Below are 17,838 nucleotides of genomic sequence, written 5' to 3' on the forward strand. Positions count from 1 at the left end.
ACTCGTCACTCACCGCGGGTGTCGTTGCTCCGTCGATCGGAACGGAACCCCCTCCGCTGAGTGAGGCCGATGCATCTTCTGAGGCGAGGGTGCTCGCGCTAACGGGCCCTACCACCATGGATAGAACCACAACCCCCGTCAGAACTAAACTCAAGAGTTTAGTCCTGTTGCTGGTCGTAGGCCTCATGGTATGTTCATCTGATAGGAGCGATAAAATACTTCTGTATCGACCATGATTTTATTCAGAGACATATACCCGAATAATACCGTCCGGCTGTATTGACACTCATCCAAACCGACCAACGGTCTGGCTGTTTTGTGACCGTGGTCACATTAAAGAAGGCGGGTAGTCTTGTGAGTAGCATATGCGAAGACGCCGGTTCCTTACTGCGTTCTCTGCGATGGTCGTCGGAACTGCCGGCTGTGCGCAGGAGTCCGACACGGAGGCGTCGACCCAGTCAACCACGACGACGGCGCTCCCGACGAAAACGCCCTCACCGTACGCCGAGCAGGCGGACGAGTTTCGGGCGTTCCTCCAACAAGAGGAGATATCCATCGTCGAACTCCTCCCGCAACCGCCGGCGAACACGGTGGAACTCACGTACGTCTCGAACGAAGCGCAGTACGAGGAAGTCGGCGGGGAAATCGGCACGATCGCCGGCGGCTTCTTCAATCGCGTCGCAAACGGCTGGGAGGCCGAACGCCTGAACGCAATCGTCATGGACAGCCCCGAGTCTCGCTTCGGAACGTGGCACGCGAAGTCGTCGTGGTTCGCCGACTACCAAGACGGTGAGCTCTCTGCGAACGAACTCTCGCTCAAAGTGCTGGACACACTCTCGCGCGCGGAAGACGCGTAAGTAACTGATTCGGTGGGTTCGTCTCACGTCTGGACCGCCGAGGCCCCGGGCACGACAGTCGGTGAGACCGACCGCTTTTAGTGAGTCCTTGTCGCACCCATAGCCGATGCCCTCCGATACGGACTGGCTGTCGTTCGTCCCACGCTCGGTTCGCACTACTCCCGCGGACCTGCTCGCGGTCGTGGTGGTAGTCGTCCTCACCTGCGGTGCGGTCACCGTTCCCGGCGTTCGCGACACCCCACTCCGAATCGTGCTCGGCCTCCCGTGCGTGCTTTTCGTCCCCGGCTACGCAGTTATCGCCGCGTTGTTTCCCGAGGCTGGGCCGTCAGTTGCCGCGGACGGAGACGCCGACGCGGCCGACCGGACGGGAATCGACGGTATCGAGCGGGTCGCGCTCTCGTTCGGGACGAGCATCGCCGTCGTCTCGCTTCTCGGGCTTCTCCTCAACTTCACGCCGTGGGGGCTTCGACTCGTTCCAATCGTCGTGTCCATCGGGGCGTTGACGGTCGTTGCCGCGGTCGTCGGGTCGCGTCGGCGGGCCGCCCTCCCCGAGGGCGAACGTTTCGGCGTCACGGTCCGGTCCAGTCTCCCGGATGGCCCGAACCCCTTCTCGTCCGGGTCGCGGACCGACGCGGCGTTCGCCGTCGTGTTGGTGCTCTGCCTCGCGGCCGCCGTCGGGGTCGGCGGATACATGGTCGCCGCCCCCGGGTCCGGGGAGTCGTTCTCCGAGGTGTACGTGCTGACGGAGAACCAGTCCGGGCAACTCGCCGCGGAGGACTACCCGATTGAGTTCACCGCGGGGGAGCCGACGCCGCTTACCGTCGTCGTCGGTAATCACGAGGGGACGCAAACCGACTACGTCGTCGTCTCACAGCTCCAGCGCGTTCGGGTCGCCAACAACACCACGACGGTCCTCGAACGCGAGTCTCTCACGCGGTATCGACCGTCGGTCGACGCCGATTCGACGTGGCGGACCGAGCACGCGGTCACGCCGACGATGACCGGCGACCGGCTCCGACTCACCTACCTCCTGTACGAGGGAACGGCACCCGCGGAGCCGACGGCCGAAAACGCCGCCCAAGAGGTCCACCTCTGGGTGAACGTCACCGACTCGAATTCCGAATCGTCCTGACCGGCCCCACTAGTTTTCTCGGACGGCCGCGAACAGCGCCTGCACGTCCACGACGTTGACGCGGCCGTTCCCGGAGAAATCGAACGCCTCCTGACTGTCTTCGACCGCCCCAGCGTTGCGGTGGGCGAACAGCGTCTGCACGTCGGCGAGCGTTACGTTGCCGTCTCCGTTGACGTCCTCGTAGCGGCCGTCACCGTCGGGGTCGGTCGGTGGCGCTGTTTCGGTCGTCACGGAGGGTGGCAGCTCGGCCGTTTCGTTGACCGCGCTCCACGTGTCGAGCATCCCCGCGCCGACGGTCGGCGCTGTCTGCGGGAGCGGTCGCGCCGTCGACCGGAGCACCCGGGTCACGTCGGAGCGAGTCGCGTTCGGGTTCGCGTCGAGAAGAAGCGCGACCGTGCCGCTCACGTGCGGGGCCGCCATCGACGTCCCGTCGCGGGTGACGTACGGTTCGGCCTCGTCGGTCTGTGACGTCGAGTACGCGGACGTGACGTTCTCACCGGGGGCGATGAGGTCGATGCCGGGTCGCCGGTCAGCCCCGAACCCGACCGGGCCGCGGCTCGAAAACGAGGTCACGTCGGACGCTGTCTGCCGTGACGCACCGACGGTAATCGCCCCCGCCGAAGCGCCGGGGCTCGCCACGGAGCGGTTCCCGAGCAACCCGGCGTTGCCGGCCGAGATGACCGCGACTGTGTCCGTCGTCGTCACGAGCGAGTCGACGTACCGAGAGAACTGGTCGCTCCCGTTCGACGGGTAGTACGCCGTCGTTCGGTACCGATACGACACCGACTCGGGGTGGCCGTTCTCGACGTCGAGCGACCAGTTCCCGGGGGTTTCGATTGCGGTCCCGTTCCGGGGTGTGAATCTCTGGTACGCGATTTGTGCCGGCACGCGCCCGTCAGCGAACCACCACCCCGCATCGACGCCTCTGAGCGGGGTTTCGCCCGCGGGGTCTCGAAGCGTCACCGAGAGGTTCCGCATGACCTCGGCGCGCCGCTCGTCGCTCTGTATCTGCTCGCCGCCGACCCGCGTCGGTTCGACGAGCACGTAGACGTACGCCGGTTTGAACCCGTCGTACTTCGCGTTGGTCTGGTACACGCCGGAGCCGTTCGCGTAGAGTTCGATGTCCGCGGTTCCGGTCTCGTTCGGCCGGACTCCCCGTTCTCCGCGGTACTCGAGCGGGAACGGACTAGCACCGAGACTCGCGGAGACGACGTCCGCGTGGTTCTCGGCGCTCCACTCCATCGCCGCCATCACGTCCGACATACTGCCCTGTCCGTTCTCGTCGAGAGCGCGCGCGCCGAACAGCCGTGCGCCGGGTGCGACACCGACCGATCTGTTCGCGTCTGTCCTCCCGGCGACCGTCCCCGCGACGTGCGTACCGTGGCCCCACGGGTCGAACGGCTGCGACGAGTCGCCGACGAAGTCCTGCCACCGAACGACCTGCCCGCGGAGCGCCGGGTGGCTGTCGTCGATGCCGCTGTCGATGACGCTGACGTTCGCGCCCGTACCGGTGATTCCGCGCTCCTGTACCGCGTCGGCGCCGATGGATTTGACGCTCCACGACTCCGTTCCGCTCGTCGCGCGCTGAACGCTGTCGGGTCGGACCGTCTCACCGTACGCGGACAGCGAGTCCAGATACGCGGAGACGCTCGGCGACACCGATCCGGTCGCGTAAATCGGCCTGTCGTAGTGAATCGCGGACACGTTCGGCATCCCGCCGAGCGTCCGCACGACAGCGGGCGTCGCCTCGACGGCGAGTGCGTTTCGAGTCCAGAAGGGTTTCACGTCCGCAACGGTCCCGTTCGCCCGCCGAGCGTCGAGGAATTCGCGCACGTCGGACTGCGTCCGGTTGGTCGTCGCTCTGATTTGTGCGCGCGTCGTCGTGTCGTTGCGACCGCCCCCGTCGCGCGACTGGTCGTCGAAGACGAGGATTACCGGGACGAGTTCGTCCGACTCCGCGCGCGATAGTCGATACGCCGCGACGCCCGAGAGAACGTCGCTCCCGGTCGTTCCGTTGTCGGATGCAGTCGTGTTATTCGCGGAGTCGGAGACGGTCGCCGCGGCCGTACTGCGTTCGGGTCCCACTGAGTCGACGTCAGTTGTGGGGAGCGCCGCTTTCGAGACCGGCGCGAGCGTCGCGCTCAGGAGGAGACAGAACACGATGCCGACGACGACGGCCCGTGTCCCTCGTTGCGTTCGAATCATCTCTTCGAGAGTCGTCTGGGTGGGAACACGGCTGTGACGGCGAGCATCTTACTCGATAGGTAGTGTCCATCCCGGCTACAAGCCTAAAACATCCATCGGTCGTGCCGACTCGTCGACCGAATAGTGTAACAGGCATACTCACATTACACTCCGTGCCGACGGCTGCACCCCGGCGTCCCGCTCGCCGCCGGTCCCGGAACAGAAAAGTAGTCCGACTCTCAACACGCCGGTACCGAATTCGAATGTCGACTCGACAGGCTCTCGTCGTTCCGCTCGGACTGCTTGTGCTCGTCGGTTCCAGCCTCGCCGTCGCCCCCGTGGGGGTGGCGGCAGCGCAGGACGACGTTTCGGTCGTCGTGACGCCGGCGTCCCAAGAGACGGACGTCGGGTCGACGACGACCTACGACCTCGTGGTCCGCGGCCTCGACGGCGGCGGGGTTGGCGCGGTCGACCTGACCGTCCGCGTCAACGGTTCGATTGCGTCCGTCGCTAACGCGTCGTTCGTTCCCGACCCCGGCCTGAACGAGGTCACGTACGACGACGGGCGTTCGCGAGTTCGGCTCTACGGCGCGCTCATCGACACGTCGCAGTCCGGGTCCGTCACTATCGCGACCGTCACCGTCGAAGGCAGCGCGAACGGGACGTCCCCAATCGGCGTGAACGTGACCGACGTCGGGAGCGAAGCGGGTGTCAGCTACCGAATCGACGCCGTCGAGAACGGGAGTCTCGCCGTCGGCGAGGTGAGTTCGAACGCCACGACGACCGCGGAAGCAGATACGGTCGATGATAGTTCGTCGTCCCAAGACGGCGGTGGCGGTTCCGATGCTGACTCGGACGCTACAGGTGGGGGGTTGACCGTCTCGGCGATGGGTAGTTCCGGGACGGACGCGAACAACACGAGTTCGCCCGCGACGTCGTCGTCATCGACGGCGAGCGCAACGACGGACGGACAGGACGAGACCACACGAGCCACCACCGAGCGCTCGACGGAATCGACTGAGACGGCCGTTCCCGGCCCATCGATACTCCTCACCGCCTGCTCGCTCCTCGCCGCAGTGCTGTGCTTCTGGGTGAGAACCCGCTCCGATTGAATGGGAACCGCGGTGTCGTTCGCCACGCGCGTCACCGACGAGTCGCACCTCACACCGCCCCCGTCCTGACCGGACCCCACAAGCGATAGTTTAGTTATCCCGCCCCGTCCACGACCGTACATGGCAACGGCACGACGCGAGCGGTTCATCCGCGCCCAGCTCGCCTGGATGCTCGGCGCGACCCTCGTCTTGGTCCTCCTCGACTCGCTTTCGTACGAGCTGGTCTTCGTCGTGTCTCTCATCGGGTTCCTCGTCGTCGTCGAACTCACCGCGCCGGTCGCGGTGACGCCCGCGTGGCGGCGACGGCTCCTGTGGCTCATCGGCGGCGGCCTCGTCGCCTTCGGCTACATCGTGGTCAGACGCATCCTCGACATCCTCCCGCCGGGGGTGTTCTGAGTGCGCGTCGGCTCACGCGAGGTCGGCTCCCCGCACCTCTTGGCCGCGGCGCTCCTCGTCACGATGCTCCTCGGCGTCGGCGTCGGCGCGAGCACCTCGTCGTCCACCTACGGCGCGTTCAACGCCGCGTGGGACGGCGGCTCCGGAATCCGTGGGGTCGCATCGGACGCGGGTGCCGAGACCGAAGTCGTCTACAACACCACCGAGTACGGCGAGGTCGACCCCGCGGGAACCGTCGCGTTCGTCATCTCGCCGGAGCGGGGCTACACCGACGCCGAGGCCGACCGCATCGAGGCGTTCGTCCGGGCCGGCGGGACCGTCGTCGTCGCCGACGACTTCAGACCCCACGGCAACGACCTGCTCGGCCGACTGGGCGCGTCGGCGCGCATCAATCAGACGCCGCTCCGCGACGACCGCCACCAGTACAAATCCGGGGCGCTCCCGGTGGCAACGCGCGTCGCCGCGGACCCGCTGACCCGCGACGTGACGCAACTCACGTTGAACCACCCGGCGACGGTGACCGAAAACGAAAGCACCGTCCTCGTCCGCTCGTCGAACTTCTCGTATCTCGACCGCGACGACGACGGCGAACTCGACGAGAGCGAGACGCTCCAATCGCACCCCGTCGTGACCACAGAGCGCCTCGGCGCGGGCGACGTGGTCGTCGTGAGCGACCCGAGCGTCTTCATCAACGCGATGCTCGAACGGCCGGACAACCGGGCGTTCGCCGAGGCGCTCGTCGCCGACCGGCCGACCGTCGTGTTGGACTTCTCGCACGCCGAGGAGCGCCCGCCGCTGCAGGTCGCGCTCCGGGCGCTCCGGGGCTCCGGCGGACTCCAACTCCTGTTCGGCGGGGTCGTCGTCGGCGCGGTCGCGCTCGTCGCCCGCAGCGGCCGGCGCTCGTAGTCTGTCGTCGCGGCCGCGGCCGTCCGGCTCCGTCGACCCGCTCGTCTGGCCCGCTCGCTCGCCGGGGCACCGAGACCGCAGTTATATGTGGTCGCCGTTCTGAGTGTCTCGTATATGAGTGCTCCCGAAGAGGTCTACGAGGCCATCCTAGACGAGACGTCACAACTCCTCGTCGGGAACGAAGACGCGATAGAGGCGCTCACCATCGCGTTGCTGACGAACGGGCACGTCCTCCTCGAAGGGGTTCCTGGCGTGGCCAAGACGACCATCGCCAACCTGTTCGCCCACGCCGCGAACCTCGACTACCAGCGGATTCAGATGACGCCCGACGTGCTGCCGGCGGACATCACGGGCACCCACATCTACCGCGAGAACCTCGGCGAGTTCGAACTCCAGCGGGGGCCGGTCTTCTCGAACGTCGTCCTCGCCGACGAGATCAACCGGGCGACGCCGAAGACGCAGTCCGCCCTCCTCGAAGCGATGGAAGAGGGACAGGTGACCATCGAGGGCGAGACGCTCAAACTCCCCTATCCGTTCATGGTCGTCGCCACGCAGAACCCTATCGAGTACGAGGGGACGTTCAACCTCCCGGAGGCCCAGCGCGACCGCTTCCAGTTCAAGGTCGTCGTCGAAATCCCGGAGCGGGCCGACGAGCGGGAGATTCTCGAACGCTTCGACCGCTCGCCGTCGCTCAAGCCCTCGGACATCTCGAACGTCATCGACGACGCCGACATCGGGGAGGCCCGACAGGTCGTCACGGGCGTGCACGTCGACGACAAAGTGTTCGACTATATCCTCGACCTCGTCGGCGCGACGCGGACGCACGCCGCGGTCGACTTCGGCGCGTCGCCCCGCGCCTCGCTTGCGTTCCTCCGGGCCGGCAAGGCCGCCGCGGCGATTCGCGGCCGCGACTACGTGATTCCGGACGACGTGAAGCGACTCGCGCCAATCATCATGTCGCACCGCCTCGTCCTCGGGACCGAGGCGGACATCAGCGGGCGCGACCCGCGAGAGGTCGTCGAGGAGGTCGTCGACACTGTTCCGACGCCCGAAGTCGACCTCAACGAGTCGGCGACGCCCTCCGTCGCCGGCGACGACGACTGAGCGCGACCCGCCGACGGCTATCGCCGCTCGTCGGCTTCCGCCTCTGCTTCTGCGTCTTCGGCTTCCGTTTCACCGGTCACAGATTCTTCGGCCTCACTCTCGGCCTCCGACGCCGCGCTCGCGGGCGACTCAATTTCGTCGTCTTCGACGTCCCACCGGCAGGTGACGGCGAAGTCCATCTCCTCGCCGGCGGCGACCTCGGCGACGACCGGCGCGTCGAGACCGCGGGCGACGGCGACGGCGACGAACGACGCGACGGGCGTGTCGAACGTCTCGGCCGACCCGAACCGGCAGTCCTCGACGCGGACCGTCAGGCGACCGTCCGCGGCGTCCGTCTCGGCGGTCGCGGTCTCGGCGAGTTCGAACAGTTCCACGAGGGCGTCGGTCGCCTGTCGGGCGAGCGTCTCGGGGTCGTCGCCGAGCGGGCCGTCGAGGCTCCGCTCGAACTCGTCGAACAGGCCGCCGCCGCTGGGGTTGAACGCGACGCCGCGCGCCAGTTCGTCGTCGCTGACGACGAAGGTGTCGCGGAGCGCCTCGGCGTCGGGAAGCGCGTAGCCGCGATGCTCCGGGACGAACAGCCGAACGGCGTCGCGGCCGGCGTCGGGGACGTAGACCATCGTGTCCTGCAGGCCGAGTTCGTCGACGACGGCGGCGTGGTTGCTCGCGTGCGCGCCGAACACCGACGAGCCGACGCCGACGGGGATGAACCGCTCGGGGCTGAGATACCGCGTCACCGCGGCGGCGAACAGCCCGATAGCCCCGAGGACGACGAGCGTCTCTCGGACGGGCGGAAAGACCGCACCGCCGAGGAGGCCGGCGACGCCCAGGGCGGCCAGCGCGGTCGCGGTCTGTCGGTACCGACCCCTTCGAAGCGCCTCGTAGCGCTGTCTGAGCCGGGCGTTCTCGCGGCGGAGGTCGGCGACTTCGACGCGGTCGGGGGTCGCCTCGTCGGTGTCGCCCCGACCGGCGTCGCCGTCGCCTCGAGCCGCGGCCGAAACGACGGTGCGAGTCTCGCCGTTCGCCAACTCGCGGTCGGGTCGGTCCGAGGGGCTATCCGCGCTCATCGCTCCGCCCCCGCGTCCGGCGCGCTCACGAGGCCGAGGGCGACGCGCTCGTAGCGGTGAAGCCCGTAGGCGACCGCCGCCGCGAGGACGGCGGCGACCAGCGCGGCCTGCCACGCCCACCGGAACGACGTCCAGAGCGCCCACGCCACCCCGAGCGCGAGGACGTACCCCGCCGCCAGTCGAACGAGTCGCGACCGGTCCGGCGGCCACGCGCACGCCGCGCTCGCGAGGAGTGGGAACGCCGCGAGCTGCGCGCCACCGAGCGCGACGAGGCTCGTGTCTCCGAAGAACGAGACGGCGGTCAGTTGGGCGACGACGAACGCGAGCGGTCCCGTCGTCGCCGCCGCGACGGCGAGGACGAGGACGCCGGCGGCGACGCCCCACAGTCCGCTCGTCAGCCCCGCCACGAGCGTGATACAGAGGACGCCGACCACGTCCATCGGGGTGAGTTCGTTCGCGTCCAACACGGTTCGAATCGTCCGTTCGCTCTGGTTCACAGGTGTCTCCATCGGTGTTCACTCCGCTGTGGTGGCGTGGTCCGCAGCCAGGTTCATCGCGCTCTTCGGGGCGACTTCGTAGGCGGTGACGTTCGGGAGCCGTTCGAGGCGCTTTCGGAACTCCTCGAAGGCGACGACCCCGGCGGTGTCGCCCGCGCCCCCGGCGGCGTCGTCGAAGAACGTCGTCGGCGTGAGGAAGACGCTCGTCTGGCTGCTCCGCTTGGACGCGACGACGACCGCCTCGTAGGTCTCGACTCTCGCCGAGTCGTCGGTGATGAGCACGAGGTGGTCCTGCCGGTCGGACCGCGAGCACGCGGACTTCACCGCGTCGAAAACCGGTCGGTCGCTGACCCGCGAGACGTAGCTCTCGCCGTCGCTGAGGTACGGGCGGAGCGTCGACGCGAACGCCGAGTCGGCACCTTCGAGGAGGCGACTCCGCTTTCGGGCCTCTTCGGGGGCGACCGGCCGAGACGTGCCGACCGGACGACGCGAGCGCGCGGTCGGCTCTATCGAGAGCAGCCGCCGCCGAATCGTCTGGTAGGCGTTCGAGGACGACGAGGGGCCGAACTCCCAGGTCGTCCCGGCGTCGCCGACGAACTGCGCCGAGACGGGGTCGCCGTGGGAGTCGGCGGCGTCGATGAGGCCGAGCGCGACCTCGCGCGCGTACGAAAGCATCGTTCGCCCGTTCGGGCCGCGGTTCATGTTCGAACCGCAGTCGACCACGAGCGACAGCAGGTAGTCGGACTCGGACTCGAACGCGCGGATGTACGGGTGGTCCATGCGCGCGGTGGTCTTCCAGTCGATCTGCGACAGCGTGTCGCCGGGGAGGTACTGTCGCGTCTCGTGGGGGACGAGCCCCGGTCCGGTCTGGTCGCTGGAGTGGTCGCCGAAGGACGCGCCGACCAGTTCGCCGCCGCGGCCGACGTGGATGCCGTCGGGGGCCGGCGATTCGACCAGACTGCGGGCGTCGGCGTCGAGCGTCAGCGTCTCGGTGAAGAAGCCGGCACGGTCCTCGATCTCGACTTCGACCTCGTCGAACGCGATTCGCCCGGCGACGGGGAACTCGATACTGCACGTGACCGACCCGGCGGTCTCGCCGGGGTCGAACGCGACCGTCCGGCGCGTGCGCTCTGGCGCGTTCACGCTCGGCGGCGCGACGAGTTCGACCTCGACGGGCGCGTCGACGGCCTCGGACAGCGACACCGTCAGCGTCACCGCGGCGCGGTCGTCGACGTACACGGACGTCGGCTCGACCGAGACGCTCGCCGAGAGGTCGCGGTCGACCGCGCGCATCGTCCCGACGGCGTCGACCTGCGCGACGACGAGCCACGCGGCGAGGCCGCAGGCTGCGAAAAGCGGCGTCGGCTCGTCGAGGACGACCGCGTAGACGGCGAAGAAGCAGGCGACGCCTGCGAGCGCGGCCCACCGACGGGTCGGAAGCATCGTGGGTTCGATTCGTGCCGCCCAAGTTGAATGTTTGTGTTGGCGCGCGCGACGGTCGGCCGCGCGGGTCCCGTCGAAACCCGGTGCGCTCGGCGCGCCAACCGGGGCGTTAAACCCGCCGTTAACTCGGTGCAGTCTGCGAATCCCGGCGTCCTGCTCCCGCCGGGAGTCAGCCGAATGCCAAAACCCATTAGGTCCCCCCGTCTGGCTACGGGTAGTGCGTGGTGAATCGGGCCGCCCGGCGCGGTTGCTTTGGACGATGTTGGTCGTCGGCTGTCTCGTCGCGACAGCGCCGGTAGCGGCGGTCTCTGCGGGAGCGGTCGCCGACGCGCCCGACGCGCCCGCCCCGAACGCGGACGCGCCGGCGTCTCTCGAGGGTGCCGACCGAGTATCGGCGCTTGGGCCGGCTCCGGGTCCGCTGCAACAGACCGCGAACGCGACGAACAACAGCACTGGCGTCCTCCACGAGAACCCCGACGAGGTCGACGACGAGAACGAACTCGACCGATTGCTGTCGTACCTCTCGGGCGAACTCAACGGCGACATCGGGGCGAGCACCCTGCAGCTCAGCCAGGGCGAGTACGCCGCCGCCAAAGCGGCCCTCGGCGACGACTACGACGACTCGCTCGGCAAGTACGTCGACGTCGAGGGCGAGGTCGGCGGCGACGGCGCGGGCGAGGAGTACCGGACCGTCAGCGAGACCCAGCGGGAGTACGTCGACACAGTCAGCGAGTTCCGCGAGACGCGCCGCGAGTACGAGGCGGCGAGGCGGGCCGGCAACGACGAACGCGCCCGCGAACTCGCCCGCGAACTGACGCGGCTCGCCGAGGACGGCGAGACGCAGTCAGACCGGCTGTTGGCGGCGTTCGACACGATTTCGAACCGGACCGACGGCGATTTAGCCGAGAGCAGCGCCCAAATCGCGGACGTACAGGCGAACGTCTCGGAACAGCGCGACGAAATCGTCTCCCGGGAGTTCGTCGCCACCCGCCTCGCCGTCGACGACTACGACCGGAACATCTCCTTTACCGACCCGCTCGTGCTCTCCGGGTCGCTCGTCACCGACAACGGCACGCCGGTCGAGGCGACGAGCGCCCGCTTCGCGGTCGGCGGGCAGACCGTCCAGTCGGCGGTCGACCCCGACGGCTCGTTCGAACTGACCTACCGGCCGGCGCGGATTCCGGCCAGCACTTCGTCGCTCACGGTCCGGTACCTGCCGGACGACACGTCGATGTATCAGGCGACAGAGCGGGTCGTTCCCGTCGCCGTCTCGCAGGTGAACGCGACCGCGGGCCTGTCGGAGCCGTCCGCGTCGGCCTACGGCTACGCCGACGCCGTCTCGGTTCGCGCGACGGTCCGGGTGAACGGGACACCGGTGTCGAACTACCCGGTCGCCGCGAGCTTCGCCGGGTCGTCGGCGACCGCGCCGGCGACGAACGCGAGCGGCGCGTCGGCCGTCTCGGCGACCGTCCCCGCGACCGCGACGGGCACGGCATCGATTCGTGTCGCGCCCGACGGCGACGGGAGGGCGGTCACGTTCGCCCCGGCGACGGCCGCGGTCCCGCTCGAAACCGAGGGAACGGCGCTCAGCGTGACCGCCCGCGAGACCGCCGACCGGACCGTCGTCGTCGACGGCCGACTCGAAACCGACGAGGGCGAGGCCGTGAGCGGCCAGTCGGTCGCGGTCAGCGTCGACGGGCGCGAGGTCGCCGCGGCGACGACCGGCGCGTCGGGCGCGTACCGGGCCGCGGTCGACCTCCCGAGCGATGCGAGCGTCGAGAACGCGACCGTCTCGGTCGCCTTCGACGGCGAGGGGACGAACCTCGAACCGTCCGACGCGACGGCGAGTATTCGCCTCTCGAACGGCGCGACCAGTGCCGGAAACGGCGCTTCCGACGGACTCCCGTTCGACCCGCTCGACCTCGCGTGGGTCGTCGCCGGGACTGCGGTCGTCGGCCTCGTCGCCGCCGTGCTCCTTCGTCGGAACGACGCCGACGACGCCGCGGCGGCGACCGTCGCCGAGTCGGCCGCGACGGAGAGCGCCGAACCGACCGAGCCGGAGCAGGCGGCGACCGAGGCTTCGGCGCTGAATTCGGCGACCGAAGCGCTCGACGCGGGCCGACCCAACGACGCGGTCGTCGTGGCCTACGCGGGCGTCCGCCGGTCGCTCGGGGCCGCCGCCGGCATCGACGACGCCGCGACCCACTGGGAGTTCTGCGACCGCTGTGTCGACGCCGGCGTCGGGCCCGCGGAGGCGCTCGAATCGCTCACCGCGGGCTACGAGCGCGCGGCGTACAGCGGGCTCTCGGTGAGCGACGCGGACGCCGCTGAGCTGGTCGAGACGGCCCGCTCTGTCGTCGCCCCAGACGAGACCGGCGTGCCCGAGTCGTCCGATTCGGGCGACGGTGTGGACGCGTCGGAGCCGGTCGGCCCGGTCGAGTAGTGCGGCCGCGACCCCCGACGGCTGACAAATGATTTTTGTGCTCGTGTTTCCCACTTCGGGTAGATGTCGCAGCGCCAAGACTGGCGGTTGTTCCTCCCCGAGCCCCTCCGCACCCTCCCGGCCGACCTCGCGGTCGTCGTCGCGGGGGTCGCGCTCACGCTCGTCGCGACGCTCACGCCCGGGTTGGAGGGAACACCGCTGCGAGTCGTCGTCGGCCTGCCGTTCGTGCTTTTCATCCCCGGCTACGCCCTCATTGCGGCGCTGTTTCCCGAGCGCGGCCCGCCGATAGACGCCCCCGAGGACCACGACAGGATGGGCGGTATCGACGGTATCGAGCGGGTCGCGCTCTCGTTCGGGACGAGCATCGCGGTCGTTCCCCTGCTCGGGCTCGTCCTCAACTTCACGCCCTGGGGGATTCGCCTCGTGCCCATCCTCGTCGCCGTGAGCGGCTTCACGCTCGTCGCGACGACGTTCGCGGCGGTCCGCCGGTCCGCGCTTCCCGAAGAAGAACGGCTGGTGGTCCCGTACAAGCGCTGGTTCGCCGCCGCGCGCGACGAGCTATTCAATCCGGCGTCGCAGACCGACGCGATGCTGAACGTCGTCCTCGTCGTGAGCGTGGTCCTCGCGACCGCCAGCGTCGGCTACGCGGTGGCGGTGCCGAAAGACGGCGAGTCGTTCACCGAACTGTATCTTCTGACCGAAGACGGAAACGACGAACTCACCGCCGACAACTACCCGGAAGAACTCGTCCGGGGCGAGCCGGCGTCGCTCGTCCTCGGCGTCGGCAACCAGGAACACCGGACGGTGAACTACACCGTCGTCGCGGTGCTCCAGCGCGTCGAGGTGTCGAACAACTCGACGACCGTGTTGGAGTCAGAGCGGGTCCGGACGTTCACGCCCCGGCTCGAACACAACGAGACGTGGCACGAGCCACACGAGGTTCGCCCGACGATGACGGGCGAGCGCCTACGGCTGACGTACCTCCTCTACGAGGGCGCGCCGCCGGCGTCACCGACGGTGGACAACGCCTACCGCGAGGTCCACCTCTGGGTGACAGTTCGCGAGGCGTGACGTCGGGTGACGCATTATGATTCGTCGATATCTCTCAGTCGTCGCCCGAATCCTGTGAGAAAATCGGCGTATATCGTGTAATTCGTTCGTGTTCTAGTTTTATCACCTCTGATAATTCATAAGTAACGTTTAGGGTACTCCGCGCTAAGGTCCGAGTAACGAGGTCACAATGCCAGATTCTGGAAGTACGGTTTCCCGCCGCGGTGGCCGAGGTCCGAAGATAGAGCGTATCGCGGACCGATACGGTCTCGATGGCCTCGGTGACGACCTCGTCGACGCGTGGCTCGGCGAGGGTCGCGAGCGGCGGAGCCTCCGTGAACTCGAAGGCGACGTGAACAAGCGACTCATCCGGGCCGCGCTGGACCAAGCCGGCGCGCACGTCCTCGACGGGGAGGCGGAGAACTTCTACCGACTCCTGACCAGCGACGACGTGACCGCGGGGAGCCGCACCGACGCGCGGAACACGCTCCGCGAGCGCGGCGTCGACATCGACCAGTTGGAGTCGGACATCATCTCCTACCAGTCGGTGTATAACTACCTCAAGCGACACCGAAACGTCGAACGCGAAGACGACGAAGACGGGCAGAGCGCGACCGAGTCGGGAGTCGCGACGATTCGGAAGCTCCGGTCCCGACTTCGGACGGTGACTATCGATGTTATCGACCGTTTAGTGAAGGCCGAAGCGGTCTTCATCGGCACGTACGAGGTCGAAGTAGACATCCGCGTCACCTGCACAGACTGTGACACTCGAATGACCCCGACGACGCTCCTCAACTCCGGGCACTGCGACTGCGGACACGAGAGAGACGAGTAGCGGCTCGGGCTCGCCAACACACCACATCCGAAACATGAACGATTCAGAGGCACTTCAGACGGCGACTGTCCGTATACGAAACATCGGTGGTATCGACGAACGAACCGTCGGGCTCGAACCCGGCGTCACCGTTCTGACCGGGCGCAACGCGACGAACCGAACGTCATTCCTGCGCGCGCTTATGGGCGCGTTCGGGAGCGACGCGGCCAGTCTCAAGGGCGACGCCGACGAGGGGTCGGTCGAACTCGAACTCGACGGCCGGACCTACACCCGCGTCTTCTCCCGCGAAAACGGCGGTGTCACGACCGACGGTACGCCGTACCTCCGGGATACGACGACCGCGGACCGCTTTGCGTTCCTCCTCGGCTCGAACGAGGCGCGACGGGCGGTCGTCGCGGAGCGCGACCTTCACGACGTCATCATGGCCCCGGTCGACACCGACGCCATCGAGGCCGAAATCGAGCGCCTACAGACCCGACGAACGCAGGTCGAACAACAGCTCGACTCGCTCGACTCGCTCGAAGACGACCGCCGGTCGCTCGAAGCGAAGCGCGACGACCTCGAAGCCGAAATCGAGGACCTCGAAGCGAAGCGCGACGACCTCGAAGCCGAAATCGAGGCCGAAGACCGGACGGTCGAGGCGCAACGCGAGAACCAAGCCGCCTTAGACGAGGTGCTTTCCGACCTGCAGTCGGCGCGGTCGGACCTCGAAACGGTCCGCTTCCGCCTCCAGAGCGAGCGCGAGAGCGTCGAGTCGCTCCGCGAGGAGCGCTCCGAACTCCAGTCGGAACTCGATTCGTTCGAGGCCGACGAGGTCGACCGCGGCGAGGTGAACGAGCGTATCGAGTCGATTCGGTCGCGCATCGAGTCGCTCAACTCGACGATTTCGGAGCTTCAGACCATCGTCCAGTACACGGAAGACGTGCTCGAAGGCAAGGCCGACCTCGTCGAGGACTCGCTGGGCGCGGTCGGCGGCGGCTCGGTGACGGACCAACTCGTCTCCTCGGAGACGATCACGTGCTGGACCTGCGGCACCGAGGTCGACCGCGACCAGATTCGGGGGACGACCGACCGCCTCCGCGAGGTCAGAGACGAACAGCGCGAAGAACGCGCCGAACTCCGCCGCGAACTCGACGAACTCGAACGCTCGATGCGGGCGGCGGAACAGGCCCAGCGCGACCGCCGGAAGCTCCGGGATAAGCTCCAGCGCCTCGAAGACGAACTCGACCGCCGGACCGGACAAATCGACTCGCTGACCGACCAGCGCGAGGAGCTCGCCGAACGGGTCGAAGCGCTCGAAGCCGACGCGTCGGACCTCCGCGGGCAGGCCGAAGGCGACCTCATCGAACTCCACAAGGAGCTCAACGAGGTCGAGTTCACGCTCGACCGGACGCGCGACGACCTCGCGTCGGTCCACGACGACCTCGACGCGCTCGACGACCGGTTCGACGAGCGCGAAGAACTCGAACGCGAACGCGAACAGGTAACGGAGGAACTCGAGGATGCGCGAACCCGAATTCGGTCGCTGACGACGGCGGCGGTCGAGGCGTTCAACGAGGAGATGGAGACGGTTCTCGACCTCCTCGGTTACGACAACATCGAGCGCGTCTGGCTGGAGCAGGTCGAACGCCGGGTCCGCGAGGGTCGCCGCAAGGTCGAAAAGACCCAGTTCGAACTCCATATCGTCCGCGAATCCGACTCCGGGACGGTGTACGAGGACTCCATCGACCACCTCAGCGAGAGCGAGCGCGAGGTCGTCGGTCTCGTGTTCGCCCTCGCGGGCTATCTCGTCCACGAGGTGTACGAGGAGGTTCCGTTCATGCTGCTCGACTCTGTCGAGGCCATCGACGCCGAGCGCATCGCCGCGCTGGTCGACCACTTCGAGCAGTATCCGACGTTCCTCGTCGCGGCCCTCCTCCCCGAGGACGCGCAGGCCCTCGACGAGTCGTACCGGCGCGTCACGTGGGGAACCGACGTGGCACCCGCGGCCTGACCAGACCAGTCCGCGCGATGTCGGGACGAGGGTCGCGTTTCCGTCTCCTCCGTTCCCGTCTGGTCTGTTCTCTACCTCTTTTGCCCCTCTCGAATTGACTCGATGGTCCGATAACTCGCCTCTCCCACTGCTGTTTAGCGGTCAACCCCCAACCGTAGTATTGCATTATAATAACACTATCAAAGGGACATACCGTTAGTACGCAAGAAATATAACACGTCGAACCAACGTATCGAACGGACGATACTGGGGGGACGAAACCATCATCACATCTGACACGCAGCTACGAGACGAATTCGAACCGACACGAGTTTGGTACGACTGCGAGCGTACCGAGCCGGTCTCTGAGGCGGTTGCCGCGGCCGTGAACCAACACACGCGCCGCGACCCGACGGAACTACCGCCGCTCACAGAGCACGTAGACACCGACGCCCTCGACGCCCTGTTCGGCCGCGACACGCCCGGTGCCCCGCGCGTGGCGGGTGCATCGCTCGAGTTCGACTACGCCGACTTCGTCGTCACCGTCGAGTCCGTCGGTCGTATCGAAGTCCGCGACGCGGGACGGTAATCGGCCGGGCCGTTCGACACTAATTGGGGATGTTTCGACCGTTGTCGAACGGTTCGCACCGACCGCAATTATCCGGCCCGCGCGGATCGGTATCGAAGGCGCTTGGACTGTCCGTTCGGGCGAGACGTTTCGACGCTCATTCTACTTAATTGGTTGAGATCTTTCAGGCAATAATCTTGCAGTTTATTTGAATTATTGACCTCGATAAGTCCAGCCAACCGTCCGCTGTGGCCGCCCGCGACGTACCTTTTTGT

General features: G+C 67.6%; 15 protein-coding genes. 11 read left to right on the forward strand and 4 right to left on the reverse strand.

The genetic code is table 11. The annotated features are described in order from the left end of the window. The first annotated feature begins 365 nt into the window (after window positions 1–365). Window positions 366–857 carry a hypothetical protein gene (locus BN984_RS02290; RefSeq protein WP_233514224.1) on the forward strand — a complete coding sequence of 164 codons (492 nt, stop codon included), beginning with the start codon at window positions 366–368 and terminating at the stop codon, window positions 855–857. Between the two features lie 106 nt (window positions 858–963). Next, on the forward strand, window positions 964–1,989 hold the full coding sequence (locus tag BN984_RS02295) for a DUF1616 domain-containing protein (RefSeq protein ID WP_049967567.1): 1,026 nt from the start codon (window positions 964–966) through the stop codon (window positions 1,987–1,989). A gap of 9 nt (window positions 1,990–1,998) precedes the next feature. Here the strand turns inward: BN984_RS02295 and BN984_RS02300 are convergent, their stop codons facing one another. After that, the gene (locus BN984_RS02300) at window positions 1,999–4,194 is read right to left on the reverse strand and encodes a S8 family serine peptidase (RefSeq protein WP_049967568.1); all 2,196 of its coding nucleotides are present in this window, start codon (window positions 4,192–4,194) and stop codon (window positions 1,999–2,001) included. A 242-nt stretch (window positions 4,195–4,436) separates the two neighbouring features. On the opposite strand from BN984_RS02300, the gene BN984_RS02305 reads away from it, so the two are divergent. The 4 genes from BN984_RS02305 (at window position 4,437) to BN984_RS02320 (ending at window position 7,691) form a co-directional block, all read left to right on the forward strand. Beyond that, window positions 4,437–5,285, forward strand: coding sequence for a hypothetical protein (locus tag BN984_RS02305; RefSeq protein ID WP_049967569.1), 849 nt, complete (start codon window positions 4,437–4,439; stop codon window positions 5,283–5,285). A gap of 120 nt (window positions 5,286–5,405) precedes the next feature. Continuing rightward, a complete protein-coding gene (locus tag BN984_RS02310) occupies window positions 5,406–5,681 on the forward strand; it encodes a hypothetical protein (protein WP_004042058.1) in 276 nt (91 codons plus the stop codon). Beyond that, entirely contained in the window at window positions 5,682–6,587 is a 906-nt protein-coding gene (locus tag BN984_RS02315) for a DUF4350 domain-containing protein (RefSeq protein ID WP_008095927.1), read from the forward strand. Window positions 6,588–6,701: 114 nt separating this feature from the next. Next, the gene (locus BN984_RS02320) at window positions 6,702–7,691 is read left to right on the forward strand and encodes an AAA family ATPase (protein WP_049913619.1); all 990 of its coding nucleotides are present in this window, start codon (window positions 6,702–6,704) and stop codon (window positions 7,689–7,691) included. A gap of 17 nt (window positions 7,692–7,708) precedes the next feature. Here the strand turns inward: BN984_RS02320 and BN984_RS02325 are convergent, their stop codons facing one another. Genes BN984_RS02325 through BN984_RS02335 form a run of 3 tightly spaced genes read right to left on the reverse strand, consistent with a single transcriptional unit; the run spans window position 7,709 to window position 10,695 of the window. After that, window positions 7,709–8,755 (reverse strand): hypothetical protein, encoded by a 1,047-nt coding sequence (locus BN984_RS02325; protein WP_049967570.1) that lies wholly within the window; start codon window positions 8,753–8,755, stop codon window positions 7,709–7,711. Then, complete coding sequence (locus BN984_RS02330; RefSeq protein WP_049968572.1) at window positions 8,752–9,252, reverse strand: hypothetical protein; 501 nt, start codon at window positions 9,250–9,252, stop codon at window positions 8,752–8,754. Before BN984_RS02330 ends, BN984_RS02325 begins: the two co-directional genes overlap by 4 nt. Before the next feature lie 18 nt (window positions 9,253–9,270). Then, entirely contained in the window at window positions 9,271–10,695 is a 1,425-nt protein-coding gene (locus BN984_RS02335; protein ID WP_049967571.1) for a DUF58 domain-containing protein, read from the reverse strand. A 259-nt stretch (window positions 10,696–10,954) separates the two neighbouring features. On the opposite strand from BN984_RS02335, the gene BN984_RS02340 reads away from it, so the two are divergent. The 5 genes from BN984_RS02340 (at window position 10,955) to BN984_RS02360 (ending at window position 17,584) form a co-directional block, all read left to right on the forward strand. Continuing rightward, on the forward strand, window positions 10,955–13,138 hold the full coding sequence (locus BN984_RS02340) for a DUF4129 domain-containing protein (RefSeq protein WP_049967572.1): 2,184 nt from the start codon (window positions 10,955–10,957) through the stop codon (window positions 13,136–13,138). A 63-nt stretch (window positions 13,139–13,201) separates the two neighbouring features. Then, complete coding sequence (locus BN984_RS02345; protein ID WP_008095908.1) at window positions 13,202–14,209, forward strand: DUF1616 domain-containing protein; 1,008 nt, start codon at window positions 13,202–13,204, stop codon at window positions 14,207–14,209. Between the two features lie 169 nt (window positions 14,210–14,378). Then, a complete protein-coding gene (rdfA, locus tag BN984_RS02350) occupies window positions 14,379–15,023 on the forward strand; it encodes a rod-determining factor RdfA (RefSeq protein WP_008095906.1) in 645 nt (214 codons plus the stop codon). Between the two features lie 34 nt (window positions 15,024–15,057). Next, the gene (locus BN984_RS02355; RefSeq protein WP_049967573.1) at window positions 15,058–17,016 is read left to right on the forward strand and encodes an archaea-specific SMC-related protein; all 1,959 of its coding nucleotides are present in this window, start codon (window positions 15,058–15,060) and stop codon (window positions 17,014–17,016) included. Window positions 17,017–17,281: 265 nt separating this feature from the next. Beyond that, window positions 17,282–17,584 carry a HalOD1 output domain-containing protein gene (locus tag BN984_RS02360; RefSeq protein WP_158544185.1) on the forward strand — a complete coding sequence of 101 codons (303 nt, stop codon included), beginning with the start codon at window positions 17,282–17,284 and terminating at the stop codon, window positions 17,582–17,584. Window positions 17,585–17,838: the final 254 nt, after the last annotated feature.

The organism is Haloferax prahovense (genome assembly GCF_000723845.1).
Taxonomy (GTDB): Archaea; Halobacteriota; Halobacteria; order Halobacteriales; family Haloferacaceae; genus Haloferax; species Haloferax prahovense.